Genomic DNA, 18,951 nt, shown 5'->3' with positions numbered 1-18,951 from the left:
CGGCGCCAAGCGCGTGCTGGTCTCCGCTCCGGCCGACGGCGCCGACCTCACGGTCGTCTACGGCGTCAACCACGACAAGATCACCAAGGACCACATCGTCCTGTCGAACGCCTCGTGCACGACCAACTGCCTCTCGCCGGTCGCCAAGGTGCTCAACGATGTCATCGGCATCGAGAAGGGCTTCATGACGACGATCCACAGCTACACGGGCGATCAGCCGACGCTCGACACGCTGCACAAGGACCTCTACCGCGCCCGCGCCGCCGCCCTCTCGATGATCCCGACCTCCACCGGCGCCGCCAAGGCCGTCGGCCTGGTGCTGCCGGAACTCAAGGGCAAGCTCGACGGCGTCGCCATCCGCGTGCCGACCCCCAACGTGTCGGTCGTCGACCTGGTGTTCAACGCCAAGCGCGCCACCTCGGTCGCCGAGATCAACGAGGCCATCAAGGCCGCCGCCACCTCCGGCCCGCTCAAGGGCGTGCTCGGCTACACCGACCAGCCCAACGTGTCGTCCGACTTCAACCACGACCCGCATTCGTCGATCTTCCATCTCGACCAGACCAAGGTCATGGATGGCACCCTCGTCCGTATCCTCTCCTGGTACGACAACGAGTGGGGCTTCTCCAACCGCATGGCCGACACCGCCGTCGCCATCGCAAAGACCCTCTGAGGTCGACCAAACACGTTCGAGCCCGCTCTTCGGTCGGCCCCACGGGGCCCTCTCGAGGGGCGGGCTCGACCGCTCCATCCAGTGGCCGACCTGCGGTCCGGTTCCTCGTCGCGCGAGACGCGGCAGACACCACCGGCTCCCGGCGGCGCACGAACCTGGGACCAAAGCCATGAGCAGCTTCAAGACCATTGACGACGCCGACGTCGCCGGCAAACGCGCCCTCGTCCGCGTCGACCTGAACGTTCCGATGGAAAATGGCGTCGTCACCGACACCACCCGCATCGACCGTATCGTCCCCACCATTCTCGACCTCGCCAACAAGGGCGCCAAGGTCGTCCTGCTGGCCCACTTCGGCCGCCCCAAGGGCGAGCGCAAGGCCGAGGACAGCCTGAAGCCGATCGTCGCCCCGCTGGCCAAGGCCATCGGCAAGCCGGTCGCCTTCGCTGACGACTGCATTGGCGACGTCGCCGAGAAGGCCGTCGCCGCGCTGTCGAACGGCGAGATCCTGCTGCTCGAGAACACCCGCTACTACAAGGGCGAGGAGAAGAACGACCCGGCGCTGGTCGACGCGCTCGCCAAGCTCGGCGACATCTACGTCAACGACGCCTTCTCGGCCGCTCACCGCGCCCACGCCACCACCGAAGGCCTCGCCCACAAGCTGCCGGCCTATGCCGGCCGCACCATGCAGGCCGAGCTGACCGCCCTCGGCGCCGCCCTCGGCACGCCGAAGCGCCCGGTTCTCGCCGTCGTCGGCGGCGCCAAGGTGTCGACCAAGATCGACCTCCTCGAGAACCTCGTCGCCAAGGTGGACATCCTGGTGATCGGCGGCGGCATGGCCAACACCTTCCTGGCCGCCCAGGGCGTCAACGTCGGCAAGTCGCTCTGCGAGCATGACCTCGCCGACACCGCCCGCCGCATCCTGGCCAAGGCCAAGGAAACCAAGTGCGAGATCGTGCTGCCGGTCGACGCCGTCGTCGCCCGTGAGTTCAAGGCCGGTGCCGCCAACGAGGTCGTGTCCGTCAACGCCGTTCCGGCCGACGCCATGATCCTCGACGCCGGTCCGAAGTCGATCGACGCCGTCAAGGCTGCCATCGACAAGGCCAAGACGCTGGTCTGGAACGGCCCGCTCGGCGCCTTCGAGATCGAGCCCTTCGACAAGGCCACCGTGGCCGCCGCCCAGTATGCCGCTGCCGCCACCAAGGCCGGCAAGCTCCTGACGGTCGCCGGCGGTGGCGACACCGTCTCGGCGCTCAACCACGCCGGCGCTGCCGACACCTTCACCTACATCTCGACGGCTGGCGGCGCCTTCCTCGAGTGGATGGAAGGCAAGGAGCTGCCGGGCGTCAAGGCGCTCGAAGGCTGAAGAGGATGAGACCAGAGAGGAGCCGAACAGAACGGATCGGTTTCTCTTGACGGTCTTTGTGCTATGAAGCGCCCCGTGTCCCCGGGAATACCTGGGGTCACGGGGCTTTCCTTATCCGGAGGTCAAGTTGCGCGCCCGCCTGTTCCTGATCACGCCTCGCGTCGTCGACGCCGCGACTTTCGCGCCCCAGCTCGAGGCGGCGCTCTCCGCCGGTGACGTCGCCTCGCTGTTGATCGCCCCCGATGCCGCCACGGAAAACGATCTCCAGGCGATTGCCGAGACGCTGGTGCCGATCGCTCAGAAGCATGACGTCGCCGCGCTTGTCGCAGGCAACAGCCGCGTCATGGGCCGCGCCCGCGCCGACGGCATCCACATCGAGGCCGGTGAGGAAGCGCTGAAGGAAGCCGTCGAGACGTTGCAGCCCAAGTCCATCGTCGGGGCCGGCAATCTCCGCGCCCGCCATGAAGCCATGGAAGCCGGCGAGGCCGGGGCCGACTATATCTTCTTCGGTCTCATCGATCTTGAGGAAGGCGAGGAGGCACACCGCAAGACTATCGACCTCGGCGCCTGGTGGGCCGAGCTGTTCGAGCCGCCCTGCGTGCTGCTGTCCGGCCGGTCCATGGCCTCTGTCGAGGCCTGCGCCCGCACCGGTGCCGACTTCGTCGCCCTTCGCGCCGCCGTCTGGGAGCATCCCGACGGGCCGGCCGCCGCCATCACCGAGGCCAACGCCATCCTCGACCGCGTCGCGCTCGAGCTGCCCGACGCCGAGTAGCCGCCGCATTGCCGGCCAACTTGGCCGATAACGCTGCCGCACGCCCCAGATTCAACCCGCGGAGCCGATACCGCGATGCCCCTGCCTGAAGTCCGCGCCGCCCGTCTCGCCGCCGTGCTCGGCCTTCTTCTGCTTGCTGTACCGGCGGCGGCCGAGTCCACGCCGCCGCCCAAGCCAACTCCGCCCCAGGCGACCGCGGCGCCGGCGGTTCCCGACCTCCTCGCCTCGCTGCCCGATCACGACAAGATCGACTATGCCTTCGGCGCCTTTCAGCGCGGCTTCTACCTCACCGCCTTCGAGATCGCCGTGGAACGCGCCAAGCTCGGCGACGCCAAGGCGCAGAGCCTGATCGGCTATCTCTACGCCAACGGTCTCGGTCTGCCGAGGAAGCCCGAGGAGGCGGTGATCTGGTATCAGCTCGCCGCCAAGAACGGCGACCCGCAGGCGCTGGTCGAACTCGCCAACCTCGCGGCGCTCGGCGTCGGCATGCCCGTCGACAAGAAGAAGGCCTCGACCTACCTGGAGGAGGCGCTCGGCAAGGGCGTCGTCGAGGCCAACTACTGGCTGGGCCTTCTCTGCATCGACCCGTCGTCCGGCATCCTCGACTATGCCCGCGCCGCCGCCCTGTTCAAGGCGGCCGCCGACGAGGGCAACGTCGACGCCGTCTATGCGCTCGCCGCGCTCTATCGCGAGGGCCAGGGCGTTGTGAAGAACGAGACTGAAGCGGCCCGGCTGATGGGCGAGGCGGCGAAGGCCGGCCACATCGCCGCCCAGGTCGAATATGCCATCATGATGTTCAACGGCACGGGCGTCGTCCGCGACCAGAAGATCGCCGCCGCCTGGTTCAAGGTGGCGGCCGAGGCAGGCAACCCGGTGGCCCAGAGTCGCCTCGCCCGCCTCTACGCGGTTGGCGAGGGCGTGCCGCGCGACCTGGAAGCCGCCCACCGCTGGTACTCCTATGCCAGGGCCGCCGGGCTTGCCGACGAGTGGCTCGAACAGGCGCTGGCGCCGGGCGCTCCCGCACCAGACGCCCCCGCAAAGCCCGACACACCAAAGGCCGAGGACAAAGGTCCCAATCTGCCCGGCGTCGATGCCGGCAACTGAGGCAGAAAGCCAAACGAAGCCGCCTCGCGGCTTCCGGCGCCAAGCGGCGCCGCGCGGAGCGAGTCTTTCGGGACGAAGCCCCGAAAGACGCAAAGCGGAGCGGAAGCCTAAGGGCCGGAGGCCCGCCGGCGACTGAGGCGAGAACAAAAAACTCCCGCCGGCGACTGAGGCAGAAAACAAACAAACCCTAACCAGCCAGTCGCTTTTAAGCGAATCCCGGGTTAGGGCTTGCGCTCGACGGCCGTTTGTGATGGCTACGCAGCCAACGTTTTCCCTGAAGGATCCCTCGAAAATGGCTCGTTCCGCCCTCCTCAACGTCATGGTCCAGGCCGTCCGCAAGGCCGGACGCGGTCTTGCCCGCGATTTCGGCGAGGTCGAGAACCTGCAGGTGTCGATGAAAGGCCCCGGCGACTTTGTCTCGGCCGCCGACAAGCGCTCCGAGCAGGTGCTGTTCGAGGAACTGAAGCGCGTGCGCCCCACCTACGGCTTCCTGATGGAGGAGCGCGGCGAGGTGACCGGCGAGGACGAGCAGCACCGCTGGGTGGTCGACCCGCTCGACGGCACCACCAACTTTCTGCACTCGATCCCGATCTTCTCGATCTCGGTGGCGCTCGAGCGCAATGGCGTGCCGATCGCCGGCGTCGTCTTCAACCCGGCCACCGACGAGCTCTACACCGCCGAACGCGGCGCCGGCGCCTTCGTCAATGATCGCCGCCTGCGCGTCTCGGCCCGTCGCGACATGCCCGACTGCGTGATCGGCACCGGCGTGCCGCACCTCGGCCGCGGCAACCACCCGCTCTATCTCAACGAACTCCGTCAGGTGATGGCCAACTGCGCCGGCATCCGCCGCCTCGGCTCGGCCGCCCTCGACCTCTGCTATGTCGCGGCGGGCAAGCTGGACGGCTTCTGGGAAGACGACCTCAGCCCGTGGGATACCTCGGCCGGCTGGCTGATGATCAAGGAGGCCGGCGGCTTCGTCACCGACAAGGCCGGCAAGGAAGACATGCACGCCACCCGCACCCTGGTGGCCGGCAACGAGGCGATCCACGCCCAGCTTCTGGCGACACTCCGGAAGGCCTGACGGCTCGCCACAGATCATGCCCAGCGGCTTCCCCGGAAAAATTCGGGGGAACCGGCCGGACGCCTTGCTCTTTTTGCCGTAAATCGCGTTTACTGTGCGCCGCGATCAGAAAGAGCAAGCGACGAGAGCCATGGCCAAAGACGCGTCCGGTATCAAGCTCACCAGCCCCCAGGTGTATCTCTGGCGGATGGCGGTGTTCCTGGTCATAGCCGCCTTCGTCGGCCTCTTGCTGTCGCGGCAGCTCAAGACCGCCTTCATGGCCAACCCCGGCCTCAACGGCCTGATCTTCTCGGTGGCGCTGGTCGGCATTCTGCTGATCTTCCGCCAGGTGATCCGCCTGTTCCCCGAGGTGCGCTGGGTCAACTCCTATCGCTACGGCGAGCCGGGCCTCGAGGTGCGCCGGCAACCGGTGCTGCTTGCCCCCATGGCGACGCTGCTCGGCGACCGCCTGGGCCAGCGGGCCATCTCCGCCTCGGCCATGCGCTCGCTGCTCGAATCGATCGCCACCCGCCTCGACGAGGCGCGCGACATCTCGCGCTACATGACCGGCCTCCTGGTCTTCCTCGGCCTCCTCGGCACCTTCTACGGCCTGATCTCCACCGTGAACTCGGTCGGCGCCACCATCCAGAACCTCGATGTCGGCTCCGGCACCGCCAGCGTCATCTTCGAGGATCTGAAAAGCGGCCTGCAGGCGCCACTCAGCGGCATGGGCACCGCCTTCTCGTCCTCGCTGTTCGGCCTCGCCGGCTCGCTGATCGTCGGCTTTCTCGACCTTCAGGCCGGGCAGGCGCAGAACCGGTTCTATCTCGACCTCGAAGACTGGCTGTCCACCCAGGCCGAGCTCGACTCGGCCGGCGACGTCGGCGCCAGCATCCGCGACGCCAAGAACCTCGACGATCTCCGAGGCGCCCTCGACCATCTGTCCAAGCAGATCCAGGACGGCGGCTCCGGCGGCCGGTCCAGCCAGGCGATGGCCAACCTCGCCGAGGGCATCCAGGGCCTCGTCCAGCACATGCGCGCCGAGCAGCAACTGGTGCGTGCCTGGGCCGAAAGCCAGGGCGAGCAGCAGAAGGAGATCCGCCGGCTCCTGGAACTCCTGACCGGCGCCGTCGAGCGGTCGGAACGCGGCTGAAACAGGCAAACGGGGAGACTGACCGACCATGGCCCTCGGACGCCGCAGGTTTTCGACCCAGCAGGACTATTGGCCGGCTTTCGTCGACATGCTCACCACGCTGGTGCTGTCGATCATCTTCCTGTTGTCGGTCTTCTCGCTGGCCCAGTTCTTCCTGAGCCAGCAGATCACCGACAGGGACACCGTTCTGAGCCGCCTCAACGCCCAGATCGCCGAGCTGACCGAGCTCTTGGCCATGGAGCGCGCCTCCAACCGCGACCTGCAGGACAATGTTTCGCTCCTGGAATCGAACCTCAAGGACGCGCTGGCCGCCCGTGACAGCCTGCAGGGCCTGATCGCCAACCAGTCGGGCGCCGCCGACGCCGCCGACAGCAAGGTGCAGGCGCTGACCTCCCAGCTCTCCGACGAGAAGCGCGTCAGCCAGCGGGCGCTGGCCCAGGTCGAGCTGCTCAACCAGCAGATCGCCGCCCTGCGGCGCCAGATCGCCGCCCTGGAAGACGCCCTCAACGCCTCCGAGTCCCGCGACCGGGAAAGCTCGGCCAAGATCGCCGACCTCGGACGCCGTCTCAACGTGGCGCTGGCCCAGCGCGTGCAGGAGCTGGCCCGCTACCGGTCCGACTTCTTCGGGCGCCTGAGAGAAATCCTGTCGCAGCGCTCCGACATCCGCGTCGTCGGCGACCGCTTCGTCTTCCAGTCGGAGGTGCTGTTCGATTCCGGCAACGACGAGGTCAACCCGGCCGGCCGGGGCGAACTCGACAAGCTGGCCGAGGCGGTGTTGCAGCTCGAGGGACAGATCCCGCCGGAGATCGCCTGGGTGCTGCGCGTCGACGGCCATACCGACGCCCGGCCGCTCTCCGGCACCGGCCGCTTCCGTGACAACTGGGAGCTGTCGTCGGCGCGCGCTATCTCCGTGGTCAAGTACCTGATCAGCAAGGGGATTTCGCCCAACCACCTGGTGGCCGCCGGCTTCGGCGAGTTCCAGCCGCTCGAACAGGGCGACAGCGAGGACGCCAACGCCAAGAACCGCCGCATCGAACTGAAGCTGACCGAGCGCTGAGAGAACACCGTTTATCCGCCAAGCCGTAACAGTCGTTCACAATTTTTGACTCTTTGCCGTTCACCGGCCGTTTATCATCCGGGCGGCAGATAATACCGCGTCCGTCGGGTTTCGACCTTCCGGGCGGAACCCGACGGACGCGGAAGCGCCCGACCGGGCGCCGGCCGGTCAGGCCGAAACCCGCTTGAGCTGGATGAGTCCAGATCAAGCGGAACGAACATAAGAGCGAGGCGCCCAACGGCGGCGCATGACTGGAAAGCGCGGACGAACCACATGGCACGCAGATTTTTCGGAACCGACGGCATCCGCGGCACGGCGAACACCTGGCCGATCACCCCGGAGATCGCCCTCAAGGTCGGCATGGCCGCCGGCCTCGCCTTCCATCGCGGCGACCATCGCCATCGCGTCGTCATCGGCAAGGACACCCGCCTCTCCGGCTACATGATCGAGCCGGCGCTGACCGCCGGCTTCACCGCCGTCGGCGTCGACGTCTTCCTGACCGGCCCGGTGCCGACGCCGGCCGTCGCCATGCTGACGCGCAGCCTCAGAGCCGATCTCGGCGTGATGATCTCCGCCTCGCACAATCCCTTCGCCGACAACGGCATCAAGCTGTTCGGCCCCGACGGCTACAAGCTCAGCGACGAGGTGGAGCTCGCCATCGAGGAGATGCTGGATGGCGACTTCACCGGCCGCCTTGCCGCCCCCGCCGATCTCGGCCGCGCCAAGCGCGTCGACGGCGAGCGCGCCCGCTATGTGGAGTCCGCCAAGCGCACGCTCTCCCGCCACATCTCCTTCGACGGCCTCCGGGTGGTGGTCGATTGCGCCAACGGCGCCGCCTACAAGGTCGCCCCGGAGGTGCTGTGGGAGCTCGGCGCCGAGGTGGTGGCGCTCGGCGTCGATCCCAACGGCCTCAACATCAACCGCGACTGCGGCTCCACCAGCCTCGCCGCCATCACCGACAAGGTGCGCGAGGTCCGGGCTGACATCGGCATCGCGCTCGACGGCGACGCCGACCGCGTCATCATCATCGACGAGAAGGGCCAGGTGGTCGACGGCGACCAGTTGATGGCGGTGGTCGCCGCCTCCTTCCAGGAGGACGGGCGCCTTGCCCGGCCGGGCATCGTTGCCACCGTCATGTCCAACCTGGGCCTCGAACGCTATCTCCAGGGCATCGGCCTCGAACTCGTTCGCACCAAGGTCGGCGACCGCTATGTCGTCGAAGCCATGCGCTCGGGCGGCTACAACGTCGGCGGCGAGCAGTCCGGCCACATCGTACTCTCCGACTACGCCACCACCGGCGACGGCCTCGTCGCCGCCCTGCAGGTGCTGGCCGTGGTCAAGCGCTCGGGCAAGCCGGTCGGCGAGGTCTGCCACCGCTTCGACCCGGTGCCGCAGCTTCTGAAGAACGTCCGCGTCAGGGGCGGCAAGCCGCTTGAGGACGCCGCCGTCAAGGCGGCGATCATTGCCGCCGAAAGCCGGCTCGGCGCCGGTGGCCGCATTCTCGTTCGCGCTTCGGGCACCGAACCGCTGATCCGCGTCATGGGCGAAGGCGACAACGCCGACCTCGTCGCCGCGGCCGTCGGCGACATCGTCGAAGCCATCGGCAACGTCGCGGCCTGATTTTATTCGCTATTTTCCTGTATTCGCCTCGGTCGTAGCTTGCGGCCGGGGCGTTTTTTCAAAGTAATGAACCGCCGCTCGGCCTTTTTTACCGCTCGTCAAGGTTAAGGGACGTGGTTAAGTCACAATTAACCGAGTTGCCTTACAAATCGATCCGAAAGCGATGATGACCGGCGGTCCGCCGCCTACCGATCATGCTTCAGCGGAAGGATCGTTCCATGCGCAGTTTCACAATCAACCTTTCACTGGCCGTGGCTGCGACATTCGGCCTCGCGGCCCTCTCCAGCGCCGCGCGCGCGGCCGACGTGCCGGTGGAATATCCGCCGATCATCGAGGCACCCGAGCCGATGCCGTTGCCCGCCGTCGGCGGTTGGTATCTCCGCGGCGATATCGGCTACAAGATCTACCAGAAGCCCAAGGGTTCGCTCGGCAACAATCGCTGGGGCGGTTATGATGACGGCAACGACAACGGCGGCGTGCCCGACACCTGGCCCTATACTGCCGGCAACTATGATCAGATGATCGACGAGAAGATGCTCGGTGCCTTGGATGTCGGCGTCGGCGCCGGTTACAAGTTCAACGACTATCTTCGTACCGACGTGACCTTGGACTACGAGACCCCCGCCAAGTTCAAGGGTACGCTGTGGTGCCCGTCCGCGACGACTTGCGGCGGCGGCGCCTACCAGGAAAGCGAGCACGTCAAGATCGAAGCCTACAGCGCGCTTGCCAACGTCTATGCCGACCTCGGCAACTTCCACGGCGTGGTCCCCTACATTGGCGCCGGCATCGGTGCGTCCTACCTCCGCACCAGCGACGTCGACAGCGCGCTCAAGGGCCTGGACGGCAACAGCCCGAAGGGCGACGGCAAGTGGAACCTCGCCTGGGCGCTGATGGCCGGCGTGGAATATCCGATCAGCGACCGCCTCAGCCTCGACCTCGGCTACCGCTACCTGAACCTCGGCGATGCCCAGACCGCCTCGGTCACCGATGCGCAGGGCGTCTCGTCCCGCATGGAGTACAAGGACATCATGGCTCACGAGGTCCGTGTCGGTCTGCGCTACTACCTCAACTGATCGCGACAGCAACGATCCTCAGGCGGCGGGAAGACTTCGGTCTTCCCGCCGCTTGTCTTTTGGCAACACCCTTCAGCGAGGCGCATCGAGCCGGCTTGACGGCAAACGGCCTTTCCGATAGCTCAGACGGCGGGACACTCCTCCCCACCGAGGAGCGCCTATCTGAAAGGATAGTTACATGACTGACGCGACCGCCGCGCCGGCTCTCAAGCCGGCTAATCCCCGTTTTTCCTCCGGCCCCTGCGCCAAGCGCCCAGGTTGGACCGTCGAGGCCCTCTCGGGAGCGCCGGTCGGCCGTTCCCATCGCGCCAAGATCGGCAAGACCAAGCTCGCTGAGGCCATCGACCTCACCCGCAAGGTGCTGCGCGTTCCCGCCGACTACCGCATCGGCATCGTCCCCGCTTCCGATACCGGCGCCGTCGAGATGGCGCTGTGGTCGCTGCTCGGCCAGCGCCCGGTCGACATGCTGGCCTGGGAGTCCTTCGGCTCCGGCTGGGTGACCGACGTCGTCAAGCAGCTCAAGATCGACGCCCGCGTCCTCGAGGCGCCCTATGGCGACATCGTCGACTTCGCCAAGGTCGATTTCGATCGCGACGTGGTGTTCACCTGGAACGGCACCACCTCCGGCGTGCGCATGCCGAATGGCGATGCGATCCCGGCCAATCGCCAGGGTCTCACCATCTGCGACGCCACCTCCGCCGCCTTCGCCCAGCCCCTGCCCTTCGACAAGCTCGACGTCGTCACCTTCTCCTGGCAGAAGGTACTGGGCGGCGAGGGCGGCCATGGCATGCTGATCCTCTCCCCGCGCGCCGTCGAGCGCCTGGAGAGCTACAAGCCGGCCTGGCCGCTGCCGAAGATCTTCCGCCTCACCTCGGGCGGCAAGTTGATCGAAGGCATCTTCAAGGGCGACACCATCAACACGCCGTCGATGATCGCCGTCGAGGACTACATCGACGCGCTGAAGTGGGCCGATGCCATCGGTGGCCTCGACGCGCTGATCGCCCGCGCCGACGCCAACACCAAGGCAATTGCCGACTGGGTTGCCAAGACGCCCTCCGTTGCCTTTCTGGCCAAGACCGAAGCGATCCGCTCCAACACCTCGGTGTGCCTCAGCTTCGTCCACCCGGACGTCGCCGCGCTCGACGTCGAGGGCCAGCAGGCCTTCGTCAAGACGCTGACCGGCCTTCTCGAGAAGGAAGGCGTCGCCTTCGACATCGCCTCCTATCGCGACGCCCCTCCGGGCCTCCGCATCTGGTGCGGTGCCACTGTCGAGACCTCCGACGTCGCGGCCCTGACGCCGTGGATCGACTGGGCCTTTGCCAAGGCATTGGCCGGCCTCACCAAGGCCGCCTGATTGCACTTTCGGAGAGGCGAGCTTCGTTTGCCTCCTCCCTGCCCTCTCCGGAAACGGGGAGGGACTCCCTTTAGCCGCAGTGACATTCCATCCGGCGCCACCGGTCTCCTCCCGTTTCGGTGAACGGGAAAGGGCAAGGTGCAGGCGCCATCCAACCAGGATGACTCCCATGGCTCCTCGCGTTCTCATTTCCGACAAGCTGTCCGCCACCGCCGTCCAGATCTTCAAGGACCATGGCGTCGAGGTCGACTACCAGCCCGACCTCGGCAAGGACAAGGACAAGCTGGCCGAGATCATCGGCAACTATGACGGCCTCGCCATCCGCTCGACCACCAAAGTCACGGAAAAGCTTCTGGCCAACGCCAAGAACCTCAAGGTGATCGGCCGCGCCGGCATCGGCGTCGACAATGTCGACGTTCCCGCCGCCACGGCGCGCGGCGTCATCGTCATGAACACGCCTTTCGGCAACTCCATCACCACCGCCGAGCACGCCATCGCCCTGATGTTCGCGCTGGCCCGCGACATTCCCGAGGCCAACGCCTCGACGCATGACGGCAAGTGGGAGAAGAACCGCTTCATGGGCGTCGAGCTGACCAACAAGACGCTCGGCGTCATCGGCTGCGGCAACATCGGCTCCATCGTCGCCGACCGCGCCGTCGGCCTGAAGATGCGCGTCATCGCCTACGACCCGTTCCTGTCGAACGAGCGGGCCGTCGAGCTCGGCGTCGAGAAGGTGGAACTCGACGACCTGTTCCGCCGCGCCGACTTCATCACGCTGCACGTGCCGCTGATCGAGAAGACGCGCAACATCATCGACATCTCCGCCATCCTGAAGATGAAGAAGGGCGTTCGGATCATCAACTGCGCCCGCGGCGGCCTGATCGTCGAGGCCGACCTCAAGGCGGCGCTCGATTCCGGCCATGTCGCCGGCGCCGCCCTCGACGTGTTCGAGACCGAGCCGGCCACCGCCCATCCGCTGTTCGGCCATCCGAAGGTGGTCTGCACGCCGCATCTCGGCGCCTCCACCACGGAAGCGCAGGAGAATGTCGCCCTGCAGGTGGCCGAGCAGATGTCCGACTACCTGATGAAGGGCGCCGTCTCCAACGCCCTCAACATGCCCTCGATCACCGCCGAGGAGGCGCCGCGCCTCACGCCCTTCGTCAAGCTCGCCGAGCTCCTGGGCTCGTTCGCCGGCCAGCTCACCGAGACCGGCCTCAAGGCGATCCGCATCGAGTATGAGGGCGAAGTGGCCGGCATGAACATCCGCGCGCTTTCCGCCGCCGCGATCACCGGCGTGCTGAAGCCGCTCCTGCAGTCGGTCAACATGGTGTCGGCGCCGGTGATGGCCAAGGAGCGAGGCATTGCCGTCGCCGAGGTGCGCAACAACGCCTCGGCCAACTTCGAGAGCCTGATCCGCCTGACGCTCACGACCGACCGCCAGGAGCGCTCGATCGCCGGCACCGTGTTCGCCGACGGCCAGCCGCGCATCGTCGAGATCAAGGGCATCAAGATGGACGCCGAGTTCGCGCCGTCGATGATCTACGTCACCAACGAGGACAAGCCGGGCTTCATCGGCAAGTTCGCGAGCCTCCTGGGCGACGCCGGCATCAACATCGCCACCTTCGCCCTCGGCCGCCTGGAGCAAGGCGCCGACGCCATCTGCCTCGTCGAGGTGGACGGCGACGTGCCGGCCGAGGTGCTCGACAAGGTGAAGGCTATCCCGGTGGTGCGCCAGGCGAAGGCGCTGAAGTTCTGATCGGCATCGCCGAAGCAAATCCGTGAGGAAGGGGCGCTCCGAAGCGCCCCTTTTTCGTTTCCGCCTGCTACTCGCCCTCTGCCGGCAAATGATCGAGCGGCAACGGCGCCTGCGCCTTCACGGTCTGTATGGCGAAGTTGCTGCGGACGTCGCTGACCCCCGGCAGCTTCAGAATCGTGCCGAGCAGGAAGCGCTCGTATGCGGCGAGATTGGGCAGGACGACCTGCAACAGGAAATCGGACTCCCCGGAGACCAGATGGCAGGAGACGACCTCGGGCAAGGTGCGCACGGCTTCTGCGAAAGCCGCCGCCGAATCGTCGTGATGACGCTCGACCTTGACCCCGACGAAGACGGTCAGGTCGAGGCCGACACCACCGCGATCCAGGGCGGCGTGATAGCCGCCAATCACGCCGGCCCTCTCCAGAAGCCGGACCCGGCGCAGGCAGGGTGACGGCGACAGACCGACCTCCTCGGCCAGTTCCACGTTGGTGAGCCGCGCGTCCCGCTGCAGCGCGGCCAGGATCCGACGATCGATGGCGTCAAGTTTCAATATTGGCACGATCGATAGGCCCTAGATCAATTTTTGGCATGCCATGCTAATCCAACGCCGAATGGAAGCGCAATACGCAAGGACATACCCCGGCTTGCAGCGCTAGCCTCCAAGCGAAAAGACGCGAGGAGGAACATATGGGACTGATCGACTTCTGGATGTTCGCCGGCGCGCTCGTCGTGGCCTATCTCGTCCCCGGACCGGACATGGTGCTGGTCCTGCAAACCGGCCTGCTCAAGGGGCGGGCATACGCCCTCGCCGTCGCCGCCGGGCTGGCCGTTGCCCGTGCGACCCACGTGCTTCTCGCGGCGGCCGGACTGGCGGCGCTCCTCAGGACGATGCCGGCCGCCTTCGACGTGGTGCGGATTGCCGGCGCCGCCTATCTGGTATGGCTCGGCATAAGCATCCTCCAGTCCGCATCGCCCATATCGGACCTCTCCGGGCCAACAGCCAGCGATGAGGGCCGATCTTGGCTGCGCGCCGCGTTGCGCGGTCTCCTGACCAACCTACTCAACCCCAAGGCGCTGCTGTTCTGCTCGGTTCTCCTGCCGCAGTTCGTCAGGCCGGAGAGCGGAAGCGTGCCTGGACAGTTCGCGCTGCTGGGGGCGATCCTCATCGCGATCGGCCTCATGTTCGATATCGTCTATGCCGGTGCGGGCGCGACATTCAGCAGATGGGCCGGCCGGAGCCTGCTCGCCCAGCTTCTCCAGCGATGGGCCTTCGCCACGTTGCTGGTAGGCTTCGGCCTGCGCCTTGCCCTGTCACCCCGACCATTGTGACGGCAGCCACCCGACGGAGCCGAGCCCTCCGGCCATCGGGTCAGGCGGCGGCGCGCTTCCAGCCAGCGGCCAGCAAGCCGGCGCCGATCATCAGCGAACCGCCGGTGCGATTGACCAGCCTCTGGACCCGAGGCTTGCGGATGGTCTTGCGCGCCATCGCAGCCATCAGGCCATAGGTTGCGGCGTTGGCCGCCGCCAGCACGAGAAAGGTCGCCTCGAAGATGGCCATCTGATAGGCGAGAGGCTCAGCGTGGTTGAGGAACTGCGGCAGGAAGGCCACGAAGAAGATGATGCTCTTCGGGTTGAGGGCCGTGACGGCATAAGCGTGCAGGAAGATGCGGAGCGGCCGTTCCCTTGCGGCTGAAGCCGCCTCGTCGGACACTCCGCTTGCCACGGGCGCACGCCAAAGCTTGATGCCGAGATAGATCAGATAGGCCGCGCCGACCCACTTCAAAACGGTGAATAGCGCGGCGGAGGTGGCGAGAAGCGCACCGAGGCCGAGCATGGATGCCGTCATCGCCGTGAAATCGCCCAGGGCGACGCCCGTCACCGTCGCCACGGCCGCACGCTTGCCGTGGCCAAGGGCATAGGAAATCACCAGGAGAACGGTCGGTCCCGGAATCGCCAGAAGAACCGCCGATGCGGCAACAAAAGCCAGCCAAAGCTCTATGGACATGCTTACCTCCGAAGCCCCTTGGCGGTCGAGCAATCCACAGGATCGGCCATAAGGCAAGCGCGCTTGTCAGGTTTTCTTGCACGGCTCGCCACGGAAAGGCAGAAGCCGCCCGAAGGCGGCTTCCGGCGCCAAGCGGCGCCCGCGCGGAGCGCGAAAGCCAAGGTGACAGATGTCGCCGCCGGCGTCTGAGGCCGAGAAAACAGAAGCCGCCGAAGGCGGCTTCCGGCGCCAAGCGGCGCCCGCGCGGAGCGGGCCTGACGTGGCAAAGCCCCGTCAGGCGGAAAGCGTAGCGGAAGCCTAAGGGTCGGAGGCCCGCCGGCGTCTGAGGCTGACAACAAAAAGTCGATCAGCCCAGAACGCTTTTCAACTCATTGACGATATTCGGGTCGATGTCGGTGCGCTCGCTGCCATAGGCGATGTTCGCCTTGAGGAAGCCGAGCTTGGTGCCGGTGTCGAAGGTGGTGCCGCGGAAGCGCACGCCGCAGAAGGGCTGCTCCTTGGCGAGGCGCAGCATGGAATCGGTGAGCTGGATCTCGCCGCCGGCGCCCTTTTCCTGGCTACCCAACAGCTCGAAGATACGCGGCTGCAGGATGTAGCGGCCGGAGATGTAGAAGTTGGAGGGCGCCTCGGCCGGCTTGGGCTTCTCCACCATGTCGGTGATCTCGAACACATCGGTGGCCAGCGTCTTGCCCAGGGCGACGATGCCGTAGGACGAGGTCTGGGCCGGATCGCATTCTTCGAGGCTGACGACGTTGGCGCCGCTCTCATAGGCATCGACCATGCTCTTGAGGCAAGGCGTCGTGTGCTTCATCAGCATGTCGGGCAACAGCACCGCGAAAGGTTCGTCGCCGACGATGTCGCGGGCACACCAGACGGCGTGGCCAAGGCCGAGCGGCTCCTGCTGGCGGGTGAAGGAGGTGGTGCCGGCTGCCGGGCGCTCGGCGCGCAGTTCTTCGAGGGCGGCCGTCTTGTTGCGAGCGGCGAGCGTCGCCTCGAGCTCATAGGCGAGGTCGAAATGATTCTCGATCACTTCCTTGCCGCGGCCGGTGACGAAAATGAAATGCTCGATGCCGGCCGCCTTGGCCTCGTCGACGACATATTGGAGGGCCGGCCGGTCGACGACGGTCATCATCTCCTTCGGCACGGCCTTGGTGGCCGGAAGGAAGCGGGTGCCGAGGCCAGCGACGGGGAAAACGGCTTTACGAATACGTTTGGACATGAAGCACTCCTGAGCGGCAATCTGGTGACGGTCCGAGGTCAGGACGTCTGCCGCGTGGGCGGGACCATCAATAGCGGAAAAATGTTTAATTTTGGAATTGTGGAGGTCGTCGAAAAAAATCCCTCGTGAAAGGTCCGCAAGCAGTGGACCATGGACGAAACGCCACGGAACTTAACCGATCGTTTACCATAAGTCTCGTCTTTGAAACGACCACCTAAGGCCTGAAAAGGGGGAGCGCGTCATGACGAACGTATCACGGATCGCCCGGGGCGCCGCCGCCCTCACGCTCGCCGGCTTCCTTGCGGCCTGCGCCGTGCTCGGCAACGACTTCGACGTTCCCGACCAGTCCGGCCTGCCGCCGCTCGCCGACGAGCCGATACCGCCCGCCTTCACCGCCTTCGTCGAGAGCCAGTGGCCGGCGGCCGAAGCGCGCGGCGTCTCGCGCGCCACTTTCGATGCCGCCTTCCGGGGCGTCGGCCCCGACAGTGACGTGCTGACCAAGGCGACCAGCCAGCCGGAGTTCTCGCGCGCCATCTGGGACTATCTCGACGACATGGCGGCGGAGAGCCGCATCGCCACCGGCCGCGACATGCTGGTCCGCCACCGCACGCTGCTCGACAGCATCGAGGCGACCTATGGCGTCAACCGCGAGGTCGTCGTCGCCATCTGGGGCATGGAAAGCAGCTACGGCGCCATCCTGCGCGACCCCACCAAGGTGAAGAACGTGGTACGCGCGCTGGCGACGCTTGGCTGGCGCGGCGGCTCGCGCGCCGCCTACGGCCGGCAGCAGCTCAACGCCGTGCTGCGCATTCTGGAGCATCATGACGTCGACGCTCGGCACATGACCGGCTCCTGGGCCGGCGCCATGGGCCAGACGCAGTTCATTCCCACCACTTATCTCGGCTACGCCGTCGACTTCGATGGCGACGGCAAGCGCAACATCTGGACGTCGGTGCCGGACGCGCTGGCCTCCACCGCCAACTATCTCCGCAAATCCGGCTGGCAGCCCGGCGCCACCTGGGGCTACGAGGTGGTGCTGCCGCCCGGCTTCGACACCTCGCTGGCCGGCCGCTCGGCGACGCTGGCCGACTGGACGGCGCGCGGACTCGCCCGCGCCTCCGGTGCCGCCTTCCCGCGCCCCGGCGATCAGGCCACCTTGCTGCTGCCGTCCGGGTCCGGCGGTCCGGCCTTCCTGACGCTCAGGAACTTCCAGGCGATCAAGCGCTACAACAACGCCACCTCCTACGCGCTCGGCGTAGGCCACCTGGCCGACCGTCTGGCCGGCGGCGGCCCGTTCGTCACGCCCTGGCCGCGCGGCTACACGCCGCTCGACGAGGCCGGCCGGGCCGAGCTGCAGCAGCGGCTCAGGGCGATCGGATTCCCTCTCGAAAAGATCGATGGTAAGGTCGGCCCTCAAACCGTCGCGGCCATCCGTGCCTATGAGGCGCAGCGCGGCCTCGCCGTCACCGGCAATGCGTCGCTCGAACTCTTGACGCTATTGCGGGGCGGCTGACGCCGGGGCCGGATGGCTCGAAGACGACGGTTGTCGGGAGACTTGTTCAATGGCGCTCCGAAGGGCAAAAGCCCTGACGGTCCTTGTCGCCGCCGCGGTGATCGCGGCGGCGCCAGCTGCCCATGCTCAGCAGCGGATCATCATCCAGCGGGGCACACAGGTAGAGGTCATCGAGCCGCCGCGCGACAACCGTCCCTTCCTGATGCGCCTGTTTGGTCTCGGCCAGCCCGAACCGGTGGCGCCGGCGCCCGGCGTCCGGGTTCTCAAGGCGCCGCCCCCCGGCCAGCGAAAGGCGGCACGGCCGGCGGTGATCAAGCCGCAGAACCCCAAGAAGGACGACGCGCGTGTCGTGCTGGTGATCGGCGACCGTCTGGCCGCCGACCTCGGGCGCGGCCTCGATGTCGCCTTCGCCGACCGACCGGATATCCGCATCGAGACCAAGACCGCCGAGGATGCCGGCCTCGCCTCCACCGGCGACATCGACTGGAAGGCCTTCCTAGAAGCGCGCCTGACGGAAAAGCCGCGGCCGGTGGCGGTGGTCGCCATGATCGGCCGCGCCGACGGCCGGCCCATCGAACTACCCGACCGGATGGTCGACTTCCCCTCCCCCGACTGGGAGACCATCTACAAGGCTCGGCTCAACGAGCTGATGCGCGTGGTGCGCGAGCACGCCGTGCCCTTCCAGTGGGTCGGCCTCGTGCCGGTGGCGAGCCAGCAGGCCACCAACGACGTCACCTATATCGACGGCGTCATCCGCGACGAGGCGAGCGAGAAGGGGACGACCTATATCGACGTCTGGGAGCCCTTCTCGCAGAACGGCGCCTTCGTGGCGAGTGGCCCCGACCTCGACGGACAGGTGCGGCAACTGCGCCTGAAGGACGGCGTCGGCTTCACCCGCTCCGGCGCCCGCAAGCTCGCCTTCTACGTCCAGCAAAGCCTCGGCAGCGCTCTCGACGTCGCCGCACCCACCGCCAACCTGATGCAGCAAGTGTCCGGCGACGGCCTCGTCATGCTCCTGAACGATCCCGGCGCGGCCGGCGAGGACAAGCTGATCACCGCCGCCGACCTCACGCCGCCGAAGCCCGGCACGCCGCTGCACCGCCTCGTCGTCGAGGGCCTGCCGCTCGACCCGGTGCCCGGCCGCTACGGCTCAACCGCGGTGAGATGAGAACCTCGAGCCCATCGGAAACGGCAACGGCCGGACTCCCTGGGGAATCCGGCCGCCGATTGAT

17 protein-coding genes are annotated in these 18,951 nt (G+C 66.9%); 14 read left to right on the top strand and 3 right to left on the bottom strand.

Features of this window, described 5'->3' with window-relative positions; genetic code table 11:
- The 11 genes from CXZ10_RS10635 to serA all read left to right on the top strand — a co-directional run.
- The coding region (locus CXZ10_RS10635) for a type I glyceraldehyde-3-phosphate dehydrogenase (protein ID WP_101287077.1) at nucleotides 1-670 on the top strand (670 nt) is incomplete at its 5' end.
- 169 nt (nucleotides 671-839) lie between these two features.
- The gene (locus CXZ10_RS10630; RefSeq protein WP_101289134.1) at nucleotides 840-2,033 is read left to right on the top strand and encodes a phosphoglycerate kinase; all 1,194 of its coding nucleotides are present in this window, start codon (nucleotides 840-842) and stop codon (nucleotides 2,031-2,033) included.
- Between the two features lie 127 nt (nucleotides 2,034-2,160).
- Entirely contained in the window at nucleotides 2,161-2,805 is a 645-nt protein-coding gene (locus CXZ10_RS10625) for a thiamine phosphate synthase (RefSeq protein WP_210199899.1), read from the top strand.
- Nucleotides 2,806-2,880: 75 nt separating this feature from the next.
- The gene (locus CXZ10_RS10620; RefSeq protein ID WP_101289132.1) at nucleotides 2,881-3,909 is read left to right on the top strand and encodes a tetratricopeptide repeat protein; all 1,029 of its coding nucleotides are present in this window, start codon (nucleotides 2,881-2,883) and stop codon (nucleotides 3,907-3,909) included.
- 292 nt (nucleotides 3,910-4,201) lie between these two features.
- Nucleotides 4,202-4,990 carry an inositol monophosphatase family protein gene (locus CXZ10_RS10615; RefSeq protein ID WP_101289131.1) on the top strand — a complete coding sequence of 263 codons (789 nt, stop codon included), beginning with the start codon at nucleotides 4,202-4,204 and terminating at the stop codon, nucleotides 4,988-4,990.
- A gap of 130 nt (nucleotides 4,991-5,120) precedes the next feature.
- A complete protein-coding gene (locus CXZ10_RS10610) occupies nucleotides 5,121-6,122 on the top strand; it encodes a flagellar motor protein MotA (protein WP_101289130.1) in 1,002 nt (333 codons plus the stop codon).
- Nucleotides 6,123-6,150: 28 nt separating this feature from the next.
- Nucleotides 6,151-7,179: a peptidoglycan -binding protein gene (locus CXZ10_RS10605; protein ID WP_101289129.1), complete on the top strand. Its 1,029-nt coding sequence runs from the start codon at nucleotides 6,151-6,153 to the stop codon at nucleotides 7,177-7,179.
- A gap of 273 nt (nucleotides 7,180-7,452) precedes the next feature.
- The gene (gene glmM, locus CXZ10_RS10600; RefSeq protein WP_101289128.1) at nucleotides 7,453-8,799 is read left to right on the top strand and encodes a phosphoglucosamine mutase; all 1,347 of its coding nucleotides are present in this window, start codon (nucleotides 7,453-7,455) and stop codon (nucleotides 8,797-8,799) included.
- A 218-nt stretch (nucleotides 8,800-9,017) separates the two neighbouring features.
- Nucleotides 9,018-9,872: an outer membrane protein gene (locus CXZ10_RS10595; RefSeq protein WP_180335947.1), complete on the top strand. Its 855-nt coding sequence runs from the start codon at nucleotides 9,018-9,020 to the stop codon at nucleotides 9,870-9,872.
- A gap of 178 nt (nucleotides 9,873-10,050) precedes the next feature.
- Nucleotides 10,051-11,226 (top strand): phosphoserine transaminase, encoded by a 1,176-nt coding sequence (locus CXZ10_RS10590; RefSeq protein ID WP_101289126.1) that lies wholly within the window; start codon nucleotides 10,051-10,053, stop codon nucleotides 11,224-11,226.
- Nucleotides 11,227-11,395: 169 nt separating this feature from the next.
- Nucleotides 11,396-12,982 carry a phosphoglycerate dehydrogenase gene (serA, locus tag CXZ10_RS10585; RefSeq protein ID WP_101289125.1) on the top strand — a complete coding sequence of 529 codons (1,587 nt, stop codon included), beginning with the start codon at nucleotides 11,396-11,398 and terminating at the stop codon, nucleotides 12,980-12,982.
- A gap of 67 nt (nucleotides 12,983-13,049) precedes the next feature.
- Here serA and CXZ10_RS10580 read toward each other — a convergent pair whose 3' ends face one another.
- Nucleotides 13,050-13,541 (bottom strand): Lrp/AsnC family transcriptional regulator, encoded by a 492-nt coding sequence (locus tag CXZ10_RS10580; RefSeq protein WP_101289124.1) that lies wholly within the window; start codon nucleotides 13,539-13,541, stop codon nucleotides 13,050-13,052.
- 128 nt (nucleotides 13,542-13,669) lie between these two features.
- On the opposite strand from CXZ10_RS10580, the gene CXZ10_RS10575 reads away from it, so the two are divergent.
- The gene (locus CXZ10_RS10575; RefSeq protein WP_244617266.1) at nucleotides 13,670-14,311 is read left to right on the top strand and encodes a LysE family translocator; all 642 of its coding nucleotides are present in this window, start codon (nucleotides 13,670-13,672) and stop codon (nucleotides 14,309-14,311) included.
- Between the two features lie 40 nt (nucleotides 14,312-14,351).
- Here the strand turns inward: CXZ10_RS10575 and CXZ10_RS10570 are convergent, their stop codons facing one another.
- Complete coding sequence (locus tag CXZ10_RS10570) at nucleotides 14,352-14,987, bottom strand: LysE family translocator (protein WP_101289123.1); 636 nt, start codon at nucleotides 14,985-14,987, stop codon at nucleotides 14,352-14,354.
- Between the two features lie 346 nt (nucleotides 14,988-15,333).
- Nucleotides 15,334-16,206, bottom strand: coding sequence for a UTP--glucose-1-phosphate uridylyltransferase GalU (gene galU / locus CXZ10_RS10565; RefSeq protein ID WP_101289122.1), 873 nt, complete (start codon nucleotides 16,204-16,206; stop codon nucleotides 15,334-15,336).
- Nucleotides 16,207-16,447: 241 nt separating this feature from the next.
- On the opposite strand from galU, the gene CXZ10_RS10560 reads away from it, so the two are divergent.
- Complete coding sequence (locus CXZ10_RS10560) at nucleotides 16,448-17,719, top strand: lytic murein transglycosylase (RefSeq protein ID WP_101289121.1); 1,272 nt, start codon at nucleotides 16,448-16,450, stop codon at nucleotides 17,717-17,719.
- Nucleotides 17,720-17,768: 49 nt separating this feature from the next.
- Nucleotides 17,769-18,887, top strand: coding sequence for an SGNH/GDSL hydrolase family protein (locus CXZ10_RS10555; protein ID WP_101289120.1), 1,119 nt, complete (start codon nucleotides 17,769-17,771; stop codon nucleotides 18,885-18,887).
- The last annotated feature ends 64 nt before the right edge of the window (nucleotides 18,888-18,951 follow it).

The organism is Pleomorphomonas diazotrophica (genome assembly GCF_002844595.1).
GTDB classification, from domain to species: Bacteria; Pseudomonadota; Alphaproteobacteria; order Rhizobiales; family Pleomorphomonadaceae; genus Pleomorphomonas; species Pleomorphomonas diazotrophica.
This window is presented reverse-complemented; position numbering and strand designations above follow the sequence as displayed.